Source organism: Saccharomonospora amisosensis (assembly GCF_011761185.1).
In the GTDB taxonomy this organism is placed as follows: Bacteria; Actinomycetota; Actinomycetes; order Mycobacteriales; family Pseudonocardiaceae; genus Saccharomonospora_A; species Saccharomonospora_A amisosensis.
Genome location: NZ_JAAOYM010000001.1, coordinates 3,575,076 through 3,597,175, shown reverse-complemented (window position 1 = coordinate 3,597,175; position 22,100 = coordinate 3,575,076). Strand labels below are relative to the sequence as shown.

At 68.8% G+C, this 22,100-nt stretch carries 16 protein-coding genes and 1 riboswitch; of the genes, 11 read left to right on the top strand and 5 right to left on the bottom strand.

What is annotated here, in order from left to right:
- Positions 1–8: 8 nt before the first annotated feature.
- The 4 genes from FHU38_RS17435 to FHU38_RS17420 all read left to right on the top strand — a co-directional run bounded on the left by FHU38_RS17435 (position 9) and on the right by FHU38_RS17420 (position 4,883).
- Positions 9–971 carry a carbamate kinase gene (locus FHU38_RS17435; protein ID WP_243852289.1) on the top strand — a complete coding sequence of 321 codons (963 nt, stop codon included), beginning with the start codon at positions 9–11 and terminating at the stop codon, positions 969–971.
- A 24-nt stretch (positions 972–995) separates the two neighbouring features.
- Entirely contained in the window at positions 996–2,135 is a 1,140-nt protein-coding gene (locus tag FHU38_RS17430; protein WP_167172780.1) for a barbiturase, read from the top strand.
- Between the two features lie 85 nt (positions 2,136–2,220).
- Positions 2,221–3,669: an amidase gene (locus FHU38_RS17425; protein WP_167172778.1), complete on the top strand. Its 1,449-nt coding sequence runs from the start codon at positions 2,221–2,223 to the stop codon at positions 3,667–3,669.
- Positions 3,666–4,883, top strand: a complete 1,218-nt coding sequence (locus tag FHU38_RS17420) for a CaiB/BaiF CoA transferase family protein (RefSeq protein WP_167172776.1) — start codon at positions 3,666–3,668, stop codon at positions 4,881–4,883. The genes FHU38_RS17425 and FHU38_RS17420 overlap by 4 nt, the downstream gene beginning before the upstream one ends.
- 35 nt (positions 4,884–4,918) lie before the next feature.
- Here the strand turns inward: FHU38_RS17420 and FHU38_RS17415 are convergent, their stop codons facing one another.
- The 3 genes from FHU38_RS17415 to FHU38_RS17405 all read right to left on the bottom strand — a co-directional run bounded on the left by FHU38_RS17415 (position 4,919) and on the right by FHU38_RS17405 (position 9,788).
- Complete coding sequence (locus FHU38_RS17415) at positions 4,919–6,574, bottom strand: multicopper oxidase family protein (protein WP_167172774.1); 1,656 nt, start codon at positions 6,572–6,574, stop codon at positions 4,919–4,921.
- A 114-nt stretch (positions 6,575–6,688) separates the two neighbouring features.
- Positions 6,689–8,023: a YncE family protein gene (locus FHU38_RS17410; protein WP_167172772.1), complete on the bottom strand. Its 1,335-nt coding sequence runs from the start codon at positions 8,021–8,023 to the stop codon at positions 6,689–6,691.
- 76 nt (positions 8,024–8,099) lie between these two features.
- The gene (locus FHU38_RS17405) at positions 8,100–9,788 is read right to left on the bottom strand and encodes a bifunctional metallophosphatase/5'-nucleotidase (RefSeq protein ID WP_243852288.1); all 1,689 of its coding nucleotides are present in this window, start codon (positions 9,786–9,788) and stop codon (positions 8,100–8,102) included.
- Positions 9,789–10,060: 272 nt separating this feature from the next.
- On the opposite strand from FHU38_RS17405, the gene FHU38_RS27770 reads away from it, so the two are divergent.
- On the top strand, positions 10,061–11,290 hold the full coding sequence (locus FHU38_RS27770) for a helix-turn-helix transcriptional regulator (RefSeq protein WP_279590185.1): 1,230 nt from the start codon (positions 10,061–10,063) through the stop codon (positions 11,288–11,290).
- Positions 11,291–11,347: 57 nt separating this feature from the next.
- Here the strand turns inward: FHU38_RS27770 and FHU38_RS17395 are convergent, their stop codons facing one another.
- A complete protein-coding gene (locus FHU38_RS17395) occupies positions 11,348–11,806 on the bottom strand; it encodes a methyltransferase domain-containing protein (RefSeq protein ID WP_167172768.1) in 459 nt (152 codons plus the stop codon).
- A gap of 422 nt (positions 11,807–12,228) precedes the next feature.
- Between FHU38_RS17395 and FHU38_RS17390 the strand changes: the two genes are divergently transcribed.
- Entirely contained in the window at positions 12,229–12,999 is a 771-nt protein-coding gene (locus FHU38_RS17390; protein ID WP_167172766.1) for a GNAT family N-acetyltransferase, read from the top strand.
- Between the two features lie 44 nt (positions 13,000–13,043).
- On the opposite strand, the gene eat is transcribed toward FHU38_RS17390, so the two are convergent.
- Entirely contained in the window at positions 13,044–14,483 is a 1,440-nt protein-coding gene (gene eat, locus FHU38_RS17385) for an ethanolamine permease (RefSeq protein ID WP_167172763.1), read from the bottom strand.
- Between the two features lie 180 nt (positions 14,484–14,663).
- On the opposite strand from eat, the gene FHU38_RS17380 reads away from it, so the two are divergent.
- The 5 genes from FHU38_RS17380 (at position 14,664) to gcvP (ending at position 22,091) form a co-directional block, all read left to right on the top strand.
- A complete protein-coding gene (locus tag FHU38_RS17380; protein WP_208415720.1) occupies positions 14,664–16,028 on the top strand; it encodes a glutamine synthetase family protein in 1,365 nt (454 codons plus the stop codon).
- Positions 16,009–16,725, top strand: a complete 717-nt coding sequence (locus FHU38_RS17375; protein ID WP_313886813.1) for a gamma-glutamyl-gamma-aminobutyrate hydrolase family protein — start codon at positions 16,009–16,011, stop codon at positions 16,723–16,725. The genes FHU38_RS17380 and FHU38_RS17375 overlap by 20 nt, the downstream gene beginning before the upstream one ends.
- Complete coding sequence (locus tag FHU38_RS17370) at positions 16,722–18,089, top strand: aldehyde dehydrogenase family protein (protein ID WP_167172759.1); 1,368 nt, start codon at positions 16,722–16,724, stop codon at positions 18,087–18,089. Before FHU38_RS17375 ends, FHU38_RS17370 begins: the two co-directional genes overlap by 4 nt.
- Positions 18,089–18,856: a 3-oxoacyl-ACP reductase gene (locus tag FHU38_RS17365; RefSeq protein ID WP_167172758.1), complete on the top strand. Its 768-nt coding sequence runs from the start codon at positions 18,089–18,091 to the stop codon at positions 18,854–18,856. Before FHU38_RS17370 ends, FHU38_RS17365 begins: the two co-directional genes overlap by 1 nt.
- A gap of 223 nt (positions 18,857–19,079) precedes the next feature.
- Positions 19,080–19,175: riboswitch (glycine riboswitch) on the top strand.
- Between the two features lie 48 nt (positions 19,176–19,223).
- On the top strand, positions 19,224–22,091 hold the full coding sequence (gene gcvP, locus FHU38_RS17360; protein WP_167172756.1) for an aminomethyl-transferring glycine dehydrogenase: 2,868 nt from the start codon (positions 19,224–19,226) through the stop codon (positions 22,089–22,091).
- The last annotated feature ends 9 nt before the right edge of the window (positions 22,092–22,100 follow it).

Genomic DNA, 22,100 nt, shown 5'->3' with positions numbered 1-22,100 from the left:
TCGAAGCCATGCGGATCGTGATCGCGCTCGGCGGCAACGCCATGACAGCCGCGGACGGGCAGGCGCGCCCGCAGGACCAGCGGGCGGCCATCACCGAGGCGGCGGAGCCGATCGCGGACCTGGTCGCCGAGGGCCACCAGGTGCTGCTCACCCACGGCAACGGGCCCCAGGTGGGCAACCTGCTTGTCAAGAACGAGCTCGCGGCCGGCGTGGTCGCCCCGGTGCCGCTGGACTGGTGTGGGGCGCAGACGCAGGCCACCATCGGCATGCTCTTGCTGAACGCGCTGGATCGGGCGCTGTCGGTGCGCGGGCTCGACGGGCGGACGGCGGCGCTGGTCTCGCGAACGCTCGTCGATCCCGACGACGAGGGTATGCGCACCTACAGCAAGCCCATCGGGCGTTACCTTTCGCGAGCCGAGGCCGAGAAGCTGAAAGCGCACGGGCAGCGCTTCGTCGAGGTGCCACAACGTGGCTGGCGGCGCGTAGTCGCCTCACCGCGACCACGGCAGGCGCTGGACCTGCCCGCGGCCGAAGCGCTGCTGGAGGCCGGTTACGTCGTGGTGTGCTCCGGCGGCGGCGGGATTCCCACGATGCGGGCCGAGGACGGCACCCTGCACGGTGTGGAAGCCGTCATCGACAAGGACCTCACCGCCGCGCTGCTCGCCGAGCAGATCGGCGCCGACGTGCTGGTGATCGCCACCGATGTGGAGGCGGTGGTGGCGGGTTGGGGAACGCCCGCCGCTACCCCGATCGGCCGAGTCAGCAGCGCGCGACTGCGCGAGATCGCCGAGGAACACGCCTTCGCGGCAGGGTCCATGGGCCCCAAGGTTGAGGCGGTCGTCCGGTTCGCCGAGCGGGCAGCGGGCAGCGGAATCATCACCTCGCTGCACCGGTTGGCCGACGCTCTCGACGGCACGGTGGGTACCCATGTCGTTCCCGGCACGGCCGAGACCGGCGCGCGTTCCGCCTGAACATCTCAAAGGAAGGAAGCAGACATGCCACCCGCGATCGAAGTACGCAAGGTGCCGATCCACTCGGTCGCCGACGCGAGCGAGCTGGCCAAGCTGATCGACGAGCGCGTGCTGGAGGCCGACCGGGTCATCGCCATCATCGGCAAGACCGAGGGCAACGGTGGGGTGAACGACTTCACCCGTATCATCGCCGACCGCGCCTTCCGCGAGGTGCTCGTGGAAAAGGGCATCCGGTCGATGGATGAGGTCAGGCAGGTCCCGATCGTGTGGTCGGGTGGAACTGATGGCGTGATCAGCCCGCACGCGACGATCTTCGCCACCGTTGCCGACGGGAAGGCCGAGCCGACCGACGAACCACGGTTGACCGTCGGGTTCGCGATGAGCGAGCAGCTGCTGCCCGAGGATATCGGCCGCCGCCCGATGATCGAGAAGGTCGCGGCCGGTGTGAAGGAAGCCATGGCCCGCGCGGGTATCACCGACCCCGACGACGTCCACTATGTGCAAACGAAGACGCCGCTGCTGACCATCGACACGATTCGCGACGCCAAGAGCCGGGGAAAGTCGGTGTGGACCGAGCACACGCTGGAGTCGATGGACCTGTCCAACGGCACCACGGCACTCGGCATCGCGGTGGCGCTCGGCGAGATCGACATGCCGAGTGACGAGGAAGTCATGCACAACCGCGAGCTGTACTCCAAGGTGGCTTCCTGCTCCTCGGGTGTGGAGCTGGACAGGGCGCAGATCGTGGTCGTCGGCAACGCCAGGGGCGTTGGAGGCCGCTACCGCATCGGCCACTCGGTGATGCGCGATGCGCTGGATCAGGACGGCATCTGGGATTCCATCCGCGACGCAGGGCTCACCCTGCCCGCCAGCCCCAAGCACACCGACCTGGACGGTCGGCTGGTGAACGTGTTCCTGAAATGCGAGGCTTCACCGGACGGCATGGTACGCGGGCGGCGCAACGCGATGCTCGACGACTCCGACGTGCACTGGCACCGCCAGATCAAGGCCTGCGTCGGCGGGGTCACCGCCGCCGTGACCGGTGACCCCGCAGTCTTCGTTTCCGTCTCGGCCGTCCACCAGGGACCTTCCGGGGGTGGAACGGTGGCGGCGATCGTCGACCTCGGTGCCGAACCGACCGGCTACCGCGCTCCACGCGGCTGACGACGCCCGCCACCGCGGTCGGGCCCGCCACCCACGGCGGGCCCGACCGGGGCATAACCCTCCGATGTAGACGTTGAGAGAAGCCATGTCAGAAGCAGAACTGTGCCTGCGCTCGGCCACCGAGCTGGCCGGGATGTTGCGCCGCCGTGAGGTGTCGGCCAGGGAAGTGCTCGACGCCCACCTGGACCGCATCGACGCGGTGAACCCGAAGGTCAACGCTATCGTCACCGTGGCACGCGAGCACGCGAACCGTGCGGCGCGGGCCGCGGACGAGGCGATCATGAGGAGCGGGCCACTCGGCCCGCTGCACGGGCTCCCGGTCGCCCACAAGGACCTGACCGAGACCAAGGGTATCCGTACGACCTACGGATCCCCCGCCAGGGCGCGGTTCGTCCCCGACTTCGACAGCATCGTGGTGGAACGGCTGACCTCGGCGGGAGCCGTGACGGTCGGCAAGACCAACACACCGGAGTGGGGCACCGGGTCACAGACGTTCAACCCGCTGTTCGGCGCCACGCGCAACCCCTACGACCTGACCAAGACCGTGGGCGGCAGCAGCGGGGGAGCGGCTGCGGCGCTGGCCGCCAGGCTGGTTCCCATCGCCGACGGCACGGACATGGGCGGGTCACTGCGCAACCCGGCGAGTTTCTGCAACGTCGTGGGGCTGCGGCCATCGCTCGGCCGGGTGCCGATGTGGCCGACCGCGGACCCGATGTTCACCCTCAGCGTGGCCGGGCCGATGGCGCGAACGGTCGCCGACGTGGCGCTGCTGATGCGGGTGCTCGCCGAACCCGACCCGCGTTCGCCGCTGTCCCACCACGTTCCGGCGGCGCGGTTCGCCGAACCGCTCGACCGGGATTTCACCGGCACGTCAGTGGCGTGGAGCGACGACCTTGGCGGCCTGCCCGTGGACGAGCGAGTGTTGCGGGCGATGCGACCTGGCCGGCAGGCGCTGGCAGCGCTTGGTTGCCGGGTGGTTGACCGCGACCCGGACCTCACCGGTGCCGAGGATGCGTTCCGAACCTGGCGTGCCTGGTACTACGCGCTGAGCCTCGGCGAGTTGTACCGGGAGCATCCGGAGTGGTTCGGCGAAAGCGCCGCCTGGAACATCGAGGTCGGGCAGCGGCTGACCGGTGAGGACCTGGCCCGCGCGCAGCAGCGGCGGATCGCGCTGTACCACCGAATCCGGGAGTTCCTAGACAGCCACGAGTTCCTGGTGACCCTGGTCTCGCCCGTCCCACCGTTCGATGTCGAGCTTCCTTACCCGCCGGAGGTGGCCGGGGTGGAGTCGCAGACCTATCTGGACTGGATGCGGTCCTGCTACTGGATTTCCGCGACCGGACTGCCCGCCGCCTCGGTGCCGTGCGGGTTTACCGACGACGGTCTTCCGGTGGGCCTGCAGATCGTGGGCCGCCCGGGGGACGACTTCGGCGTACTGCAACTGGCGCATGCGTTCGAGTCCGCCACCGGAACGGGTCTGCGCGGCCCCGATCTGCCGGTGGACACCGACGATCCACACGGGAGCACCCCTTGACGACGGCGACACAGCAGGCAGGGCGCGGCACCGGCCCGCTGTCCGGCACGGTCGTGGTGGACCTTTCCCGCGCGCTGGCGGGCCCGCACGCGACGATGATGCTCGGCGACCTCGGAGCGCGCGTGATCAAGGTGGAGGCGCCCGGACGTGGCGACGACACAAGGGGTTGGGGGCCACCGTTCGTGCGGCCGGATCACGACGGCGGCACGGCCGAGGAGTCGACATACTTCCTTTCCGCCAACCGCAACAAGGAATCGATCGCGCTCGACCTCAAGGACGCCGACGACCACGCCACGCTCCTTCGGATGATCGCGCGGGCGGACGTGCTCGTGGAGAACTTCCGCACCGGGGTGCTGGACCGGCTCGGCCTCGGCTTCGCCGAGTTGCACCGGCTGAACCCGCGACTGGTGATCCTGTCCATCACCGGGTTCGGCCACGACGGGCCGGAGGGCGGGCGAGCGGGCTACGACCAGATCGCGCAGGGCGAGGCCGGGCTGATGTCGCTGACCGGACCCGACCCGGACCAGCCGCAGAAGTTCGGCACCCCGATCTGCGATTTGCTCGCCGGGATGTACGGCGCGTACGGCGTGCTCGCCGCACTGCTGGAACGCGGCAGCGACGGCAAGGGCAGGGTGGTCCGTACCTCGCTGCTCGCCGCGGGGGTCGGGGTACACGCCTTCCAGGCCACTCGCTGGACCGTCGCGGGTGAGGTCGGGCGGGCACAGGGAAACCACCACCCCTCCATCGCCCCGTACGGGCTGTTTCGCTGTGCGGACGGTTCGGTGCAGATCGCCGTGGGCAGTGCGGACCTGTGGAGCAGGTTCTGCTCGGGGTTCGGCCTCGACGCGGACGGGGGCCGGTTCGCGACGAACGCTGACCGGGTGGCCAACCACGCCGAACTCGTCGCGCTGATCGAGCGGACGTTCTCGACGTGGAAGGCCGCTGACCTGCTCGCCCGGCTGGCCGAGTTGGGAATACCCGCCGGGCGGGTGCGCACGATCGACCAGGTCTACGAGTGGGAGCAGACCCGCAGCCAGGGACTGGTGGTGGACGTCGAGCACGACACGCTCGGAACCGTCACGCTGCCGGGACCGCCGCTGCGGTTCTTCGACACAGCGGGCGCGGAGGTGACCCGCGACCGGCACGCGGCACCGCCGGTGCTGGACGCGGACCGCGACCGCGTCCGAGCCTGGCTCGACGAGGCGGCACCGTGACCCTCGGCGTGTCCGCGCTGCCGGACGCTGCCGGATCAGACCACCGTGAAGGCATGCATCATGTCGTTGTCCTCGTGCTCGAGCACATGACAGTGCCACGGGTACGGGGCGGGGGTTGGCGTCGCGTCCGGAAGGTCGAAGCGGGCGACGAGGTCCACGGTTTCGTGTGGACCGATCGACACGGTGTCCTTCCAGCCGCCCTCGTACGCGGCGGGACGGCGCCGGTCGGCGGAGTTGTGCCGGGCCAGGATCTGGAACTGGACGAGGTGCAGGTGGATCGGGTGCGCGACCGGTGCCGGGTTGCTGATCGACCAGACCTCCGTCGTACCGGCATGGGGGCGGACGAACGCCGGGTCGCTCCAGAACCCTGGGCGCCAGCCGTCGCCGACGGCCGGGTACGTACCAGGCGGGACCGTCGGGTCGTGATACCACAGCAGCCACGGGTTGCCGGTGGAGGCAGGACGGTCCGGCCGTAGCCGCTGCATCAGCATGCGCCGCCGCACCCGGGCCTGCCGCGGGTCGAGCCGCTCGAACCACGGGTCGAGGCGCCCCGGCAGTCCCGGTCTGTGCCCCCGCTGCTGGCCGACATCGAACCGCATGATCTCGTCGATCCGCGGCCCTGGTGGGTTCGACTCGGGCGCGACGTTGAGCAGGCGTACCTTCGCGCCCGCGGGAGCGGAGGAGAAGTCGACGAGGACGTCGAGTCGCTCCGCAGGGGCCAGCGCCACCGTTCGCACACCTGCCACCGGTTTGGCCAGCAGTCCTCCGTCCGTACCGAGCACGGTGAACGTGCCATGGTCCAAGGCCAGGTGGAACATTCGGTGCTGGGCGGCGTTGAGCAGCCGCAGGCGGTAGACCCCGCGGTCCACGTCATGGCGTGGCCACGCGGTGCCGTTGACGACCGCGACGGCGCCCTGCACGTTCCCGACCCACGGGGCAGCCGGGTAAGCCTGCGTGCCGTCCTCGTGGAAGTCGCGGTCCTGGATCATCAGCGGCAACTCGTAGGGAAGCCCGACGGGCAGGCCGAGTTCCTCCTCGAGTGGATCCCGGATCAGGTAGAAGCCCGAGAGCCCGGCGTAGGCGTTCAGCCGGGTGATCGCGACGGCGTGGTCGTGGTACCACAACGCGGGGGCGCGCTGGCTGAGCGGGTGCTGCCGGTTCGGGTAGCGGTAGGTGATCGTCTCACCGTGCAGCGACCACGCGTCGGGGAAGCCGTCGTCACCGGGTGCCACCCGCGCGCCGTGTAGGTGGGTGGCAGCCCGCGGCGTGCCCACCTGTTCCTGACCGAGTTCGCGCCCGTCGAACTCGGGGAACGGCCCGTGCCAGGTCGCAGGGTCAACCGAGTCGTGGAACAGGTGTTCCTTGCCGAGCGCGTTGTGCTGGGCTATCCACAGTGGAATGTCGCGGGCTGCCTCGATGGTTGGCCCGGGCCACGTCGGCCCTTCACCGCCGTCGAATCCCCAGATCGCAGTGTCCGGCAGTGCCGCGTGCACGCGCTGCCGTCCGGGGCGCATCGTCATCCGGATACCCCCGTCGTGACCTGCTCGCACGGTGGGGGGTACGGCGAGGGGGTCGACGAAGCGGGGCAGTCGTGCGGCGGCGGCCCCGCGAGCCAGTGCTTCGCGCTGGCTCAGCAGCATCGCCGCGGCCACACCGGAGCCCGTACACAGCAGGTCGCGCCGGGTCAGCATGTGGCACTCCGTGGGTAGTCGTGGTTTTTCCGCGTCCCTGTCATCGGGTTCCTTCCTGCGCAGTGGGCGCGGCCTGGGGTTGCTGTTCCCAGCGACCCCAGGCCGCGCGCTAGCTCAGACTTCGCCCCTTTCGTGGTGCACCATCGCCTTGCCCCTGTCGAACCAGACGTACACCGCCATGTCGGGACCGGCCCTGGTGTAGTCCTGGCTGGAGTCGGGTTCGGACGGGCCGGGGGTGCCACCAACCCAGACGTTCGCGGTTTCCTCCAGCTTCGTCATGTCGATGACCGAGTACGCGCGCCCTGGACGCTCGGAGACGATTCCCTGGCTCCAGTCCTCGGTGAAGGTGGAATAGTGGGAGCCGATCTTCTCCGTTGGGATGTTCTTGTGGAACGTCGGCGGGTCGTCGCCGTTCAGTTTGGCCACCGTCACGAAGTTGTCGTATCGGTTGGTCACGAACGCGTACCCTTCGGCCGGACCCTTCGGGAAGAAGGCGATGTCGGCGCCCAATCCGGCGGGGATCAGCTTCTCGAGCTTGCGCTCTTCGATGTTGATGACGCTGACGGCCGAAGCGTCCTGGTTGCCGATGAGAAGCCACTTCCCGTCGGGAGTGATCCGCGGGTTCAATCGCTGGAACGCGGAGGCCGGGAGGTCGGTGCGGTGCTCGCCCTCGATGTCGATCTGGTCGGTCACTTCGAGGGTATTGACGTCGACGAATGTCGCGGTGTTACTGCGGGCATCGGCGCTGACGAGCGACTTGTGGTCGAAGGTTTCGGCCATGTTGAACGGCCCGTCTCCTACCGTGATCGTGTCGACGACCTGGTAGGTGTCCGCGTCGATGACGGTGACGGTGTCCTCGCCGAAGTTGCTCACGAAAAGTCGTGGCCCGTTCTTGGTCCGAACGTGCTCGACGTAATTCGGCCGATCACCGACCGGGATGGTGGCCATGGTCTTCTGCGCGTTGATATTGATCACGCTGATGCTGTCACCGTCGAAGTTCGCGCTGTAGGCGATCGCGCCGTTCGGGTCGAACTCGAGGTGTCGCGCTCCCAGTCCGGTGGGGATCTCGTTGGTGAACTCGTTGGTCACCATGTCGAAGACCTTGATGGACGAGGACGGCGCGAACGCCATCACGAACGCGAAGTTGCGTCCAGGTACGGCCATGAAGTGGTGTGGCCTGGAGAGGCCGTCCGCCCTGTCGGAGGGAACCGGCACCTCTTTGATCAACTTGTTCGTGTCGGCATCCCAGACCTTGACGCTGGAGGGCCCGTTGATCGCGCCGGGTTCCGAGGACGGAGTTACCGTGTAGATCCTGGGGGCAAGGTCGAACCTGTCCGCTGCGAGGTCGATCTCAGGTTCCCCGGCAGCCGAGGCGGCAAGGGGCGCGACGAGCATCACCGCCGCCGCCGCGCAGGCGAGCGCAGCGCGTGTTCCCTTCCGTCCCGGCATTCGGCGACCTCTGGCCGCTGTTTTCATGGTGTTCCTCCATTTCTTCCCGGGTCTGGTCTGTCCGCGAGCGGACGGCTCAGCGGAACTCGTAGTCGGTGCCGGGGAACTGCCCGAGCGAAGTTGGCGGCAAATCCGTGGCGGTGACCCTGCCTTCCTGCCGAGGGGAGATCGGGGAGTGATTTCGCAAGTACTCACGCACCGCGTCGTGAAGCGTGAAATCGAGCGTGGTCTTGTTCTGCACACCCTTGATGCGGCACAGCACGTCCGCAGGGTCGCCACCGCGCTCGCAGGCCAGCACCCGGTACACCCGGTCCGGGTCGACGGGCTCACCACCGATCTTGATCGAGTTCACCCGCTCACCGAACGGCTTGCTCGCGGTGAAGTTCACTTCCATACCGCGCATCCGGACCACCCAGCCCCCGAAACGCTCGGTCGGGTTGGAGGCGAAGACGTTGTTGAGCTCTTTCTCCATCCATGGCTTCAACAGGGAGCCCTGCACGTCGGCTATCTGGGCTCCGGCGTTGACGGGCAGCATGCTCCAGAGGTAGTCCTCGGTGATGGCGGCGAGGCCGCTCGGCCCCGGCACCAGCGGTGGGCAGAAGCGGAATCCGTTGGACAGCGCGACGTCCGGGCGCGCCTTCTCATACATCGCGTCGGTGATCATGTTGTCCATCGGCGTCTCGAGGATGTAGTAGCGCATGAGCGGGGTCCTCGTATGGCCGATCACCTTCTCCAGCCGGGCCGCGTACGGTCCGGCCGCCCTGCTGACGGTTGCCCGCATGCGCGGTTCCTCCGAGTAGCGGCTCTGCGCCACCTCCATCAGCTCGTAGCCCTGCTCCCGGACCTTGCCGTTCTCCACTACCAGGTCCAGCCGCCCGACGAACGACCCGAACGCGCCCGGCTCGGTGACGCGGCACTGGTCACCCTGGATGGGATTGCGGATGCGCTCGTGGGTGTCGGCGCCAAGGATGTAGTCGACGCCGGCCATGTAGTCCTGCGAAGCCAGACCCACCTGCTGCGCGATGCCCATGTGGGTCATGGCCAGTACGAGGGAACAGCCCTCGTCCTCGCGCAGCATGCGGATGTGCTCGGCCGCGTTGTGCTCGGGAAAGGTGAACTTCATGCCGACGCTGTACTCCGGGTCCTGGCGGACGGGCACCAGAGGTTCGTTGAAGCCGATCACCCCGATACGCGTGCCAGCGACCTCCAGCACGTGGTGGGGCCTGAACAGGAAGTCGCCTGGCTGCCCGTTCTCGTCGTGGAACATGTTGGTGCAGACGACGGGAGAGCCGTAATCGTTAATCACCTTCAGTAACTGGTCCTTGCCGTACACGACCTCCCAGTTGCCGGGGAGCACGAGGTCGTAGCCCATTTCGCGCATGATCGGGGCCATCACCTCGCCCCGGCTCAGCGCCGCGTAGCCGCTGCCCTGGAAGCAGTCACCGCAGTCGGCCAGGACGGTCCCGCCGGGGTTCTCCGCCCGTACCTGGTCGACGAGGGTCTTGATCCGGGTGAAGCCTCCGGTTCGGCGGAACACGGGACGGTCGTTCTCCCAGAAGAACTCGTCGTGCGTCTTGAGTTGGCCGTGGAAGTCGGCGGTCTGCAAGATCGTCAGGTGGGTCGCCGCCCCGCTCGCGACGGCACGGCTTCGGCTCATCGCCTGCCTGGCAGCAGGTCCCTCGCCCGCGTGTGCGGCGACCACAGGGCCGAGCCCGACGGCGAGTCCCGTCGCGCCGAGCACCTTGAGTAGGCTCCGGCGGCCCATCGGTGATCCGCGGCCGTCGCCGGGCCCACCGTCCGCCCTGGGCGCTCGGCCAGTGGGGTCGTTGCTGTCGTGCTGGTGACGCATCGCGCCGTCCTCCGCTTCTCCGGGTCCGCCACCGGTTTCTCGGCGGCACAGTCGGCTCACGGTGTCGGAGTGACGGGTCGGGTATCCATGGACGTCGTGTCCGGGTTCTCTAGACACATGTTGTCCTTGCCGCTGGACGCGGTCGCGGTTAGGGTCTTTTGGGTTTCCTCTACGGCAGAGGGCAGGGCATGAGCGATCTCAGCGTCACCGATCCCGAGGTGCAGTCCCTGCGAGAGCGCGAGCGGCTGCTCTGTCGTGTCCGTTACCTTGCCGCGCTGCTGGTCCTCGGTATGGCGCTGGTTTTCGACCCGCTGAGCCGGGTGGGTGCCGTGGTGCTGGCAGGGGTGGCCGTCGGACTGAGCGTCTATGATTCTCGTCGGCTCGCCCAGGTGCGCGATCTCGGCGCTGCCTACCGGTTGCGGACAGGGGCACTGCTCGCCGATGCCGCGATCGCCTGGCTGCTGTTCCTCCTCTTCGCGTTCGACCCGGAGGCGATGCCGGTCGCGTTCTTTCCCTTCTTGGTATTCCGGTTGGCGGTGCACTATGGGCTGTTCGGCGCATTGCTGGGGATGGTCGTCTTCTTCGGGGTGCTCATGCTGCGGGTACACCTGCAGGCCAACGTGCTCGCGGAAGGCCAGCCACGACCGTCCCTGCTGCTGTTGTGGTCCTCGCTCGTGGTTTTGCTGGTCGCCTTTTCGCGGGAGGTTCGCGTCCATGAGCGTGCCCGCAGGGCGGTTCTTCGGGAACGGCGCAGGATCGCGAACGGGTTCCGCGAGACGATTGAGACGATCCTCGTCCGCTACGGCGTTCCCGCGGACGCGCCGAACGCGACGGATGTGCACGCCGCGCTCCGCGAGATATGCGAGGACGGGTCGATCTACCGGCGTGCGCTGGCGAATCAGATCGCGGAGCTGCTCGCGTCGACCAGTACGGACCTGGGCCTGACCCGGCGGGAGATGGAGATACTCGAACTGCTGGGCAGGGGCAGAACCTACGCGGCGATCGCCTCGGAGCTCTTCGTCACTGAGAGCACCGTTCGCAACCACGCCCACAACATGAGACGCAAGCTCGGGCTGGGCACGAAGGCGGAGCTTGTCGCGTTCGCCACCGACTTCCTGGCACAGCGAGCCAAGCCGACGCACCGACTGCCAAGGCAAGCGCCTCCGGACCCGACGGACCCGAGCAAGGGCGGCCCCGGCTGGACGGCTGAGGTGATCAGTTCATGGCATCCTTCGCTCTCCGCGGGTTACGAGTCGCCGACCCCGGTCGCCTCACCGGCGCGACATCGGCAGGCTGAAGTGGCAGGTCGCGGCGACTTCTCCCAGGGCAATGGGTCGCGCCGGGTCACGGCCTCCTCCGGTGTCGCGGACGACGGTGGCCTGCGTGGTGGACATGTGGAGGAGAAGACCACGCCGTAGCGGCCAGGTCCCGCACGTCGATCGCGCCGAGGCCGCCGTCGGGGAGCGGGCTGCCGGTCAGGAACCGTCGCGTGGCGGGAGTTGGAGTTCACGCAGCGGGTCGCCGCCATCGATGAACAGCCGCCCGGCGGGGGTGAGAGCGTCGGCGATGCGCCGGAGTGCGACCTGCCCGGCACGGGGGTGGCGTCCGTCGAGGGCGCCGACCCGAACGGCGAAAGCCAGGTCGAACGGACGCTCACCGGGCAGCAGGTGAAACTCCTCCGCGGCGACCTGCCGGATGCTGAGAATGCCCGCCTCGATCTCGGCGGACGCGTTCTGCCTGGTGAGCGCGATTCCGTTGGCCGAGCGGTCGATCATCAGCACGTGGCCGCCGGTCTTCCCGCCTGTCCCGCCTATCCGCCGGGCGACGGCCTTCGCCGCGGCACCGGGAGCGCCACCGATCTCCAGGACGCGCATCCCCGGCACGAGCGGCAGCGCGTCGACGATGGCGGCCAGCCGTGCGGACAGTCCGCTCATACTGCCTGGCCCAGCCCTGAGTTCACAGGAACATGTTAGGCCGCCCTTCGCCGTCTGCCCGGGTTTCACGGGCCGTACGGCCAGCGTGTCAGCGCGCCCGTTTCCCGCAGCCACCCGGCCGTATCCCGGAACGTGTCCAGGATCGCGCGGCAGCAACAGCCCAGCGCCTCCCGGCCGCTGGTCATGACGATCGCCGCCTCCTCGCTCAGCCCTCGGCCCGCAACCGATCGCTCTGCCTGCCCAGTTCGATCATTTCCGCGGTGGAGATCCGTGGGAGTGGGTGCTGTGCCGGTGTGTCTGCGGCAGAACCTCGGCTCCGGTGACTTGGACTGGCGCCCCTCGACGGGCCTCCGCGGCTTGGACGTGCCGTCACGGGTGCTTGGCGGGAATAAGTGTTTGGGCCGGTGTCGCAGGATGGGTGGGTGTCCAGCGGATCCGAACCCACGCTCGCGGCCGGGCTGCAGGAGCGGGCGGCGCGTGCTCTCCCGGCCGAACACGTCGAACGTCTTGGAGGGTGGTGGCTGCGCCACGCGCCGGGCTGTGCGTGGTGGGTGGGAACGGTACTGCCCCACGGGATCGCCGACGGGCCAGGCGAGCTGGCGGCCAGGGTTACCGAGGTGGAGCGGTACTACGCCGACCGGGGCGCACAAGCCCGGTTCCAGATCACCGCCAGGGCGGCTCCCGAAGGGCTTGACGAACTGCTGGCCGAACGTGGGTACCGGCGGCACGGGCTGATGTCGTTGCGGGCGGCGCGGACCTGCCGGGTACTGGAGCGCGCCGAATCCGGCTCGCCGTGCCTGCGGCTGGAGGAGCGACCCACCCGCGCCTGGTTCGAGACCTGGCATGCCGTGTCCGGCACAGACCCCGATCCTCGTGGCGAGTGGGAGCTGCTTCGGCGTGCGCTCGCTCTTTCCGCATACGCTTGCGTGCTCGCCGGGGGCGAGGTCGTCGCGGTCGGCCGCGCGGTCGTCGACACCGGCTGGGCGGGGGTGTTCGGGATGGCCACCCGAGCGCGGGCGCGCGGCAGGGGAGCGGCCCGTGGCGTGCTCGCCGCACTGGCGAGGTGGGCGGAGGCGAACGGAGCCGACCACATGTACCTGCAGGTCGAGCGCGACAACGCGGCGGCCGTGCGGCTGTACGAGGGGATGGGATTCGGCGAGGTCAGCGGATACCACTACCGGGTCGCGACCTGACAGTCGGGGTCGGCCGCAAGCCGCGGCCGACCCCGACGACGTCGTCAGTCGCGTTCCAGTTCGGACTCCGCCTGCTTGATGGCCGCGAACTCCTCCTCGGGTGCCGCCGCGACGAGCCGGTGCCTGCTGTAGAACCAGAAGTAGGCGATCGCGGCGAGGAAGATGCACGCCGTGATGGCCGCCGCGATCTCGTCGACCACGAACGTGGCGATGACCGCCGCCACCGCGAGCACCAGCGAGACGCCGGTCGTCACGATGCCACCAGGGGTGCGGTAGGGCCGCTCCATTCCCGGTTCCTTCACCCGCAACACGATGTGGGAAAGGTTCAGCAACACATAGGACACGGTGGCGCCGAAGACCGCGATGTTGATCAGCAGCGCGCCGTCCTGGGTGGCGGCTGCGAGTATGAACCCGACCGTGCCGGGCACGATGAGCGCGAGGTAGGGAGTCTTGCGCGCACCGGTCTTCGACAGCCACCTCGGCAGGTACCCGGCGCGGGACAGCGCGAACAGTTGCCGGGAGTAGGCGTAGATGATCGAGAAGAAGCTCGCGATCAGCCCGGCGAGACCGACGTAGTTGATGAACTGCGCGAGGAAGTTGTCCCCGCCGTAGGCGGCGCGCACGGCCTCGGGCAGCGGGTTGTCCGAGGACGCGATGGCACTCGACCCGGCGGCACCGGGCGCGATCAGCAGGATCAGCGCGGCGAACACCACCAGCGCCCCCATACCCGCGATGATGCCGCGGGGCATGTCCTTCTTCGGGTCACGCGCTTCCTCGGCGGCGAGCGGCACGCCCTCGATGGCGAGGAAGAACCAGATGCCGTAAACCAGTGCGGCCATGGCGCCGGTGATGCCGAACGGCAGGAAACTGCTCGCACCCGCGACGGCGTCGTCCGGCACGATGTCGAACAGGTTGTCGACGTCGAACTTCGGCACCATGCCGACCACGAACGCGACCAGCGCCACCACGGCCACCGCCGTGATCGCGAACATCAGCCGCAGCGCCTCGCCGACGCCGTAGAGGTGAATGCCGATGAAGATGATGTAACAGACGAGGAAGACCGGCCAGCTGTTGGTGATGCCGAACAGTCCGAGGGTCTCGATGTAGCCGCCGATGAAGATCGAGATCGCGGCCGGTGCGATGGCGTACTCGATCAGGATCGCCACTCCCGTGGCGAACCCGCCGAGCGGGCCGAGCGCACGGCGGGCGAAACCGTATCCCGCACCGGCCACCGGCATTGCCGACGACATCTCCGCGAGGCCGAACACCATGCAGCCGTACATGATCGCCATCAGCACGGTGGCGATGAGCAACCCACCCCAGCCGCCCTCGGCAAGGCCGAAGTTCCAACCCGCGAAATCTCCGGAGATCACGTAGGAAACCCCGAGGCCGGCCAGCAGTAGCCAGCCCGCGGCGCCGCGTTTGAGCTGGCGCTGTCTCAGGTAGTTGTCGTCAACCTGGTCGTACTCGACGTGCTCGGCCACGACGCCTCCTCGGCAGGTTTTCAATGGATGTCGTGCCAGTCCTTTAAGTGCGCTGAGGGTCATGCACCCGATCGGCTTTGTCAAGGGCTTGACGAGCGTCCCTGCGCGGAGTACGAAATGGTCTGAATGGATCAGCATCGATCCTTTGAAAGAGTTCAGGCGCTGCGAGAGGGTGTCTCGATGAGAAACAGTCACGGCATGCTCACCCTCGACGCATTACGCGACCTCGTGGCCGAGGGCACCGTCGACACCGTGCTGGTCGCGATGACCGACATGCAGGGCAGGTTGCAGGGCAAGCGCTGCGCCGCCGACTACTTCCTCAACGAGGTCATCGACCACGCCACGGAGGCCTGCAACTACCTGCTGGCCGTCGACGTCGACATGAACACCGTCGACGGTTACGCCATCTCCTCCTGGGACCGCGGCTACGGCGACTTCGTGCTGCGGCCCGACCTGGCCACGCTGCGCCTGCTGCCGTGGCATGAGGGCACCGCGCTGGTGCTGTGCGATGTCGAGTGGGTCGAGGGCGGTGAGGTGACCGTCTCGCCGAGGCAGGTGCTGCGGCGCCAGCTCGACCGGCTGGCCGAGCGGGGGCTCGCGGCGTTCGTGGGCACCGAGTTGGAGTTCATCGTCTTCGACGACACCTACGAGCAGGCCTGGCAGCGCGGCTACCGCGCGCTCACCCCGGCCAACCAGTACAACGTGGACTACTCGATGCTGGGAACGGCCAGGGTGGAACCGCTGCTGCGCCGCATTCGCAACGCGATGGCGGGCGCCGGGATGTACGTGGAGTCCGCCAAGGGCGAGTGCAACCCCGGGCAGCACGAGATCGCCTTCCGATACACCGACGCACTGTCCACGTGCGACAACCACAGCATCTACAAGGTCGGTGCCAAGGAGATCGCCGCGCAGGAGGGCAAGAGCCTGACCTTCATGGCCAAGTACAACGAGCGTGAGGGCAACTCCTGCCACATCCACATCAGCCTGCGCTCCACCGACGGCGAGGCCGTGCTGGCCGGGGACGACGAGCACGGCTTCTCCCCGCTCATGCGGCATTTCCTGGCCGGGCAACTGGCCTGCCTGCGGGAGCTGACCTACTTCTTCGCGCCCAACATCAACTCCTACAAGCGCTACGCGCGGGGCAGCTTCGCACCCACCGCCGTCGCGTGGGGAACCGACAACCGCACCTGCGCGCTACGCGTGGTCGGCCACGGCGATTCGCTGCGCGTGGAGAACCGCGTACCCGGCGGCGACGTCAACCCCTACCTGGCGGTCGCCGCGCTGATCGCCGCGGGCCTGCACGGCATCGACAACGAACTGCCGCTGGAACCGGAGAACACCGGCAACGCCTACGAATCCGACGCCCCCACCGTGCCCTCGACGCTGCGCGACGCGGCGGAGTCGCTTCGGGACAGCAAGGTGGCGCGCGCCGCGTTCGGTGACGACGTGGTGGAGCACTACCTCAACGCGGCGCGGATCGAGCAGGCCGCCTTCGATGCCGCGGTCACCGACTGGGAGCGCATTCGTGGCTTCGAGCGGCTCTGACCACGGTCCCCTCATCGGTATCTCCACCTATGTGGAGCGCGCCAGGTGGGGGGTGTGGGACACCGACGCTGTGTTGCTGCACCGCACCTACGTCGACCGCGTGCTGGCCGCGGGTGGCGTTCCGGTGCTGCTCCCCTCACTCGGTGTCGGCCATTTCGCGGCGATCGGCGCCGTGTCCGGTCTCGTGCTCGCGGGAGGGGCTGATGTGGACCCGGCCCGTTACGGCGCCGAGCCACATCCGGCGACGGTGACGCGGCCGGAGCGAGACGCCGCCGAGTTCCCCCTGCTTTCCGCAGCGCTGGAGCGGTCGGTACCGGTGCTGGCCGTCTGCCGGGGGATGGAACTGCTCAACGTGGCGCTCGGCGGCACGCTCACCCAGCACCTGCCCGAACACACCGGCACCACGCGGCACCAGCCCGCTCCCGGCGTCTACGGCACCACCGAGGTGCGGCTGGAACCGGAAAGCCGCGTCGGCACGATCCTGGGGGAGCGCACCAGTTGCCAGTGCTACCACCACCAGGCCGTGGCCCGGCTCGGCACGGGGCTGCGCGCGGTCGGCTGGGCGGCCGACGGCACGGTCGAGGCGGTCGAGCTGCCAGGTGAACCCTTCGTGGTCGGCGTGCAGTGGCACCCCGAGCAGACCGGTGACGATGTGCGCCTGTTCGCGGCGCTGGTGAAGGAGGCTGCCAAGCGATGACAGCATGCCATGTGGTCAACCCGGCCACCGCGGAAGTGATCCGCACGGTGGACTTGACCAGCGCCGAAGAAGCCGACGCGGCCATCGAACGGGCGAGCGCGGCACTGCCGTCGTGGCGAGCGGTCGCTCCTGGCGACAGGGCGCGGCTGCTGCGCCGCTTCGCCGACGCCGTGGACGCCGACCTGGAGAACCTCGCCGGGCTGGAGGTGGCCAACTCAGGGCACCCGATCGGTAACGCGCGCTGGGAGGCGGGCAACGTCCGCGACGTGCTGCACTACTACGCGGCGGCACCGGAGCGGCTGATCGGCAAGCAGATCCCCGTGCCGGGCGGAGTGAACATCACCTTCGCCGAGCCGCTCGGTGTGGTCGGCGTGATCGTGCCGTGGAACTTCCCGATGCCCATCGCGGGCTGGGGCTTCGCGCCCGCGCTCGCGGCGGGAAACACCGTGGTGCTAAAGCCCGCCGAACTGACGCCGCTGACCGCGCTGCGGCTGGCCGAGCTGGCGAGGGAGGCGGGCATCCCCGAGGACGTGTTCCAGGTGCTGCCCGGAAAGGGCTCGGTGGTGGGGCGTCGGTTCGTCGAGCACTCCGCGGTGCGCAAGGTGGTGTTCACCGGCTCCACCGAGGTCGGAAAGCAGATCATGGCGGGGTGCTCGCAGCAGGTGAAGCGGGTGACCCTGGAGCTGGGCGGCAAAAACGCCAACATCGTCTTCGCCGACGCCGACCTGGAACGCGCCGCGGCCACGGCTCCCTACGGGGTGTTCGACAACGCGGGCCAGGACTGCTGCGCACGCTCCCGGATTCTGGTGCAGGCCGAGGTCTACGACCGCTTCATGGAACTGCTCGAACCGGCGGTCAAGGGCGTCGTCGTCGGCGATCCGGGCGAGGACAGCACCGAGATGGGTCCGTTGATCTCCGCCGAGCACCGGGATTCGGTCGCCGCCTACCTCGACGGTGCCGCGCCGGTGGCGTTCACCGGCAGCGCGCCCGACGGGCCGGGGTTCTGGTTCCCGCCCACCGTGGTGACGCCGCGATCGCCGCGCGACCCGCTGCTGACCGAGGAGATCTTCGGCCCGATCGTGGCGGTCGTGCCGTTCTCCGACGAAGCCGAGGCGATCGCGCTCGCCAACGACACCGAGTACGGGCTTTCCGGCTCGATCTGGACCAGCGATGTCGGCCGCGCGCTGCGCGTGAGCCGCGGTGTCGAGGCGGGCAACCTTTCGGTCAACTCCCACGCGTCGGTGCGGTACTGGACACCGTTCGGCGGCTTCAAGCAGTCCGGCCTCGGCAGGGAACTCGGCCCGGACGCGGTCGAGGCGTTCACCGAGACCAAGAACGTCTTCATCAGCACGGAGGGGAATTGATGAGCAAGCGGTTGCAGGACAGGGTCGCCGTCATCACCGGCGGCGGAAGCGGGATCGGGCTGGCGTCAGCCCGCAGGCTGGCGCAGGAGGGGGCCAAGGTCCTCATCGGCGATGTGGACGTCGCCGCTGGCAAGGCGGCGGCGCAGGAGGTGGGCGGCGAGTTCGTGCAGGCCGACGTCACGGTCGAAAGCGAGGTGGAGGCCATGTACGCCACCGCCGTCGAGCGTTTCGGCTCGGTCGACATCGCGTTCAACAACGCCGGTATCTCCCCGCCGGAGGACGACTCGATCCTCACCACCGGGCTGGACGCCTGGCGCAAGGTGCAGGAGGTGAACCTGACCTCGGTCTACCTGTGCTGCAAGCACGCCATCGGCCACATGCGCGCGCAGGGCCGGGGTTCGATCATCAACACGGCGTCCTTCGTCGCGGTGATGGGAGCTGCCACCTCGCAGATCTCCTACACCGCATCCAAGGGTGGGGTGCTGTCGATGAGTCGTGAACTGGGAGTGCAGTTCGCGCGCGAAGGCATCCGGGTCAACGCGCTGTGCCCGGGGCCGGTGAACACTCCGCTGCTGAAGGAGTTGTTCGCCAAGGACCCCGAGCGCGCGGCCCGCAGGCTGGTGCACGTGCCCATGGGCCGGTTCGCCGAGCCGGAGGAGATCGCCGCCGCCGTCGCGTTCCTGGCCAGTGACGACGCCTCCTTCATCACCGCGTCGCAGTTCCTCGTCGACGGTGGCATCGCGGGTGCCTACGTCACACCGCTGTGAACGCATTCGCGCCACGCGCCATGGTTCGCCTGGCGCGTGGCGACGCGTGCTGTGTCACTGTTCGCTCGGCGTGGTGGACGGATGGCCGAGCGTCGCGTACGTTATTTGTCCATAACCGAATACGTCGGCCGTACGAGCCGGAGCGGGAGAGCCCCCGTGTAGCCAGCGGGGCACCGAAGGAGCAAACGCCCCACAATCTCTCAGGTACCGCTACCGCTTTCGGCGAGGCCACTCTGGAAAGCAGGCTCGAAAGCCTCACCCAAGGTGAAAGCCGTGCACGCACGGTGAAACTCTCAGGTGCCATGACAGAGGGGGAGTTCCCAGTACGGACGGGTATGCCTGTCGTACGCGCGCGAAGGAGCTCCCGATGCCAGAGCTGTCACCTAACCCACAAGCCCCCGGCGCGTTCGCCTCCCGCCACCTCGGGCCCAGCGAGTCCGAGCAGGCCAAGATGCTGGCCGAATGCGGCTACGGCAGCCTTGAAGGGCTGGTCGCCGCCGCCGTGCCCTCGGCCATCCGTTCCGAGGATGAGCTGAGCCTGCCCGCCGCCGCCTCCGAGGAGGCGGCGATCGCCGAGCTGCGGGCACTGGCCCGGCGCAACCGGCCGATGACACAGCTGATCGGCCTCGGCTACCACGACACCATCACCCCCGCCGTGATCAGGCGCAACGTGCTGGAAAACCCGGCGTGGTACACCGCCTACACGCCCTACCAGCCGGAGATCTCGCAGGGCAGGCTCGAGGCGCTGCTCAACTTCCAGACCATGGTCGCCGACCTCACCGGCCTCAACACGGCGAACGCGTCGCTGCTCGACGAGTCCACCGCCGTGGCCGAGGCCGTGCTGCTGATGCGACGTGTCGCCAAGGCCAAGTCGAACACCGTGGTGCTCGACGCGGAGTGCCTGCCGCAGACGATCGCGGTCGTACGTACCCGTGCAGAAGCCGTCGGCATTGAGGTGGATGTGCGCGACCTGTCCGAGGGGCTGCCCGAGGAGTTCTTCGGTGTCGTCGTGCAGTATCCGGGCGCCTCCGGAGTGCTGCGCGACCCCGACTTCTACTCGCGGATCGGCGAGGCCACCAAGCAGGCTCGCGCGCTGTACTGCGTGGCGGCCGACCTGCTGGCGCTGACCATGGTGACGCCGCCCGGCGAGTTCGGCGCCGACCTCGCGGCGGGCACCACGCAACGGTTCGGGGTTCCGCTGGGTTACGGCGGCCCGCACGCCGGTTACCTCGTCGTGCGTTCCGGGCTGGAGCGCTCGCTGCCGGGCAGGCTGGTCGGCGTTTCGATCGACACGGCGGGCGCCCCCGCCTACCGGCTGGCGTTGCAGACTCGTGAGCAGCACATCCGTCGCGAGAAGGCGACGAGCAACATCTGCACCGCGCAGGTGCTGCTCGCCGTGATCGCCTCGATGTACGCCGTCTACCACGGCCCCGACGGGCTGCGCCGGATCGCGCAGCGGGTGCACGGCAACGCCACCGCGCTCGCCGACGCGCTGCGCCAAGGCGGTGTCGAGGTGGTGCACGACCGCTTCTTCGACACCGTGCTCGCCCACGTGCCGGGTAGGGCGGCCGCCGTGGTCACGGCGGCGAGGCAGCAGGGTGTCAACCTCGGGCTCGCCGACGCCGATCACGTACGCGTGGCCTGCGACGAGAAGACCGACGCTCGCGTGCTGCGCGCGGTGCTCACGGCCTTCGGTGTGGCCACCGAGCCCGCCGAGCCGTCGGCGACGTCGACCGCGTTGCCCGCCGGTCTTGAGCGCGGCAGCGAGTACCTCACCCACGAGGTGTTCCACCGCTATCACAGCGAGACGGCGATGCTTCGCTACCTGCGCAGGCTCGCCGACTTCGACTTCGCGCTGGACCGTGGCATGATCCCGCTCGGCTCCTGCACGATGAAGCTCAACGCCACCACGGAGATGGAGCCGATCACCTGGCCGGAGTTCAGCGACGTGCACCCCTTCGCGCCGGAGGAGGACGCGCAGGGCTACCGGGAACTGATCGACCAGCTGTCCACGTGGCTGGCCGAGGTCACCGGATACGACAGTGTCTCGCTGCAACCCAACGCGGGCAGCCAGGGCGAGCTGGCCGGGCTGCTCGCCATTCGCGCCTACCACCGCGCCAACGGTGAACCGGACCGCGACGTGTGCCTCATCCCCTCCTCCGCGCACGGCACCAACGCGGCCTCGGCGGTGCTCGCCGGGATGAGGGTCGTCGTGGTGGCGTGCACGGCCGACGGCGACGTCGACCTCGCCGACCTGCGTTCCAAAGTAGAGGAACACGGCGAGACGCTCGCGGCCATCATGGTCACCTACCCCTCCACCCACGGGGTGTACGAGCAGGGCATCGGTGAGCTGGCGAGGATCGTGCACGAGGGTGGCGGCCAGGTCTACGTCGACGGCGCGAACCTCAACGCGTTGCTCGGGCTCGCCAAGCCGGGCGAGTTCGGCGGCGACGTGTCGCACCTGAACCTGCACAAGACGTTCTGCATCCCGCACGGCGGTGGCGGTCCCGGGGTCGGGCCGGTGGCGGTGCGCTCTCACCTGGCGCCCTACCTACCCAACCACCCGCTGCACCCTGCCGCGGGTCCGAGCACGGGGGTGGGGCCCATCTCGGCCGCCCCGTTCGGTTCGGCGTCGATCCTGCCGATCTCGTGGGCCTACGTACGGATGATGGGCGCGGCGGGGCTGACCCGCGCCACCCAGGTCGCCGTGCTCGCGGCCAACTACGTCGCTGCCAGGCTCGCTCCGCACTACCCGGTGCTGTACACCGGGCAGAACGGGCTCGTGGCCCATGAGTGCATTCTGGACCTGCGCCAGCTGACGAAGCAGACCGGAGTGAGCGTGGACGACGTCGCCAAGCGACTGATCGACTACGGCTTCCACGCCCCGACGATGTCGTTCCCTGTGGCGGGCACGCTGATGGTGGAGCCGACCGAGAGCGAGGATCTCGCCGAGCTGGACCGGTTCTGCGACGCGATGATCGCCATCCGGCGCGAGATCGACGACGTCGCCTCCGGACGTTGGAGCGTCGAGCAGAGCCCACTGCGCAATGCACCGCACACGGCGGAGCAACTCGCGGGGGAGTGGGAGCTGCCCTACGACCGGATGCTCGCCGCCTACCCCGGCAACAGGGCGGTCAAGGGCAAGTACTTCCCGCCGGTGCGGCGCATCGAAGGCGCTTACGGCGACCGCAACCTGGTGTGCTCGTGCCCGCCCATCGCCACCTACGAGAGCTGAGGCGAGCCC

Bases quoted from the DNA above. Each gene is read 5' to 3' on its own strand.
- FHU38_RS17435 (WP_243852289.1), top strand. From the start codon at position 9: ATGCGGATCGTGATCGCGCTCGGCGGCAACGCCATGACAGCCGCGGAC.
- FHU38_RS17430 (WP_167172780.1), top strand. From the start codon at position 996: ATGCCACCCGCGATCGAAGTACGCAAGGTGCCGATCCACTCGGTCGCC.
- FHU38_RS17425 (WP_167172778.1), top strand. From the start codon at position 2,221: ATGTCAGAAGCAGAACTGTGCCTGCGCTCGGCCACCGAGCTGGCCGGG.
- FHU38_RS17415 (WP_167172774.1), bottom strand. From the start codon at position 6,574: ATGCTGACCCGGCGCGACCTGCTGTGTACGGGCTCCGGTGTGGCCGCG.
- FHU38_RS17410 (WP_167172772.1), bottom strand. From the start codon at position 8,023: ATGCCGGGACGGAAGGGAACACGCGCTGCGCTCGCCTGCGCGGCGGCG.
- FHU38_RS17405 (WP_243852288.1), bottom strand. From the start codon at position 9,788: ATGGGCCGCCGGAGCCTACTCAAGGTGCTCGGCGCGACGGGACTCGCC.
- FHU38_RS27770 (WP_279590185.1), top strand. From the start codon at position 10,061: ATGAGCGATCTCAGCGTCACCGATCCCGAGGTGCAGTCCCTGCGAGAG.
- FHU38_RS17395 (WP_167172768.1), bottom strand. From the start codon at position 11,806: ATGAGCGGACTGTCCGCACGGCTGGCCGCCATCGTCGACGCGCTGCCG.
- FHU38_RS17380 (WP_208415720.1), top strand. From the start codon at position 14,664: ATGAGAAACAGTCACGGCATGCTCACCCTCGACGCATTACGCGACCTC.
- FHU38_RS17370 (WP_167172759.1), top strand. From the start codon at position 16,722: ATGACAGCATGCCATGTGGTCAACCCGGCCACCGCGGAAGTGATCCGC.
- FHU38_RS17365 (WP_167172758.1), top strand. From the start codon at position 18,089: ATGAGCAAGCGGTTGCAGGACAGGGTCGCCGTCATCACCGGCGGCGGA.
- gcvP (WP_167172756.1), top strand. From the start codon at position 19,224: ATGCCAGAGCTGTCACCTAACCCACAAGCCCCCGGCGCGTTCGCCTCC.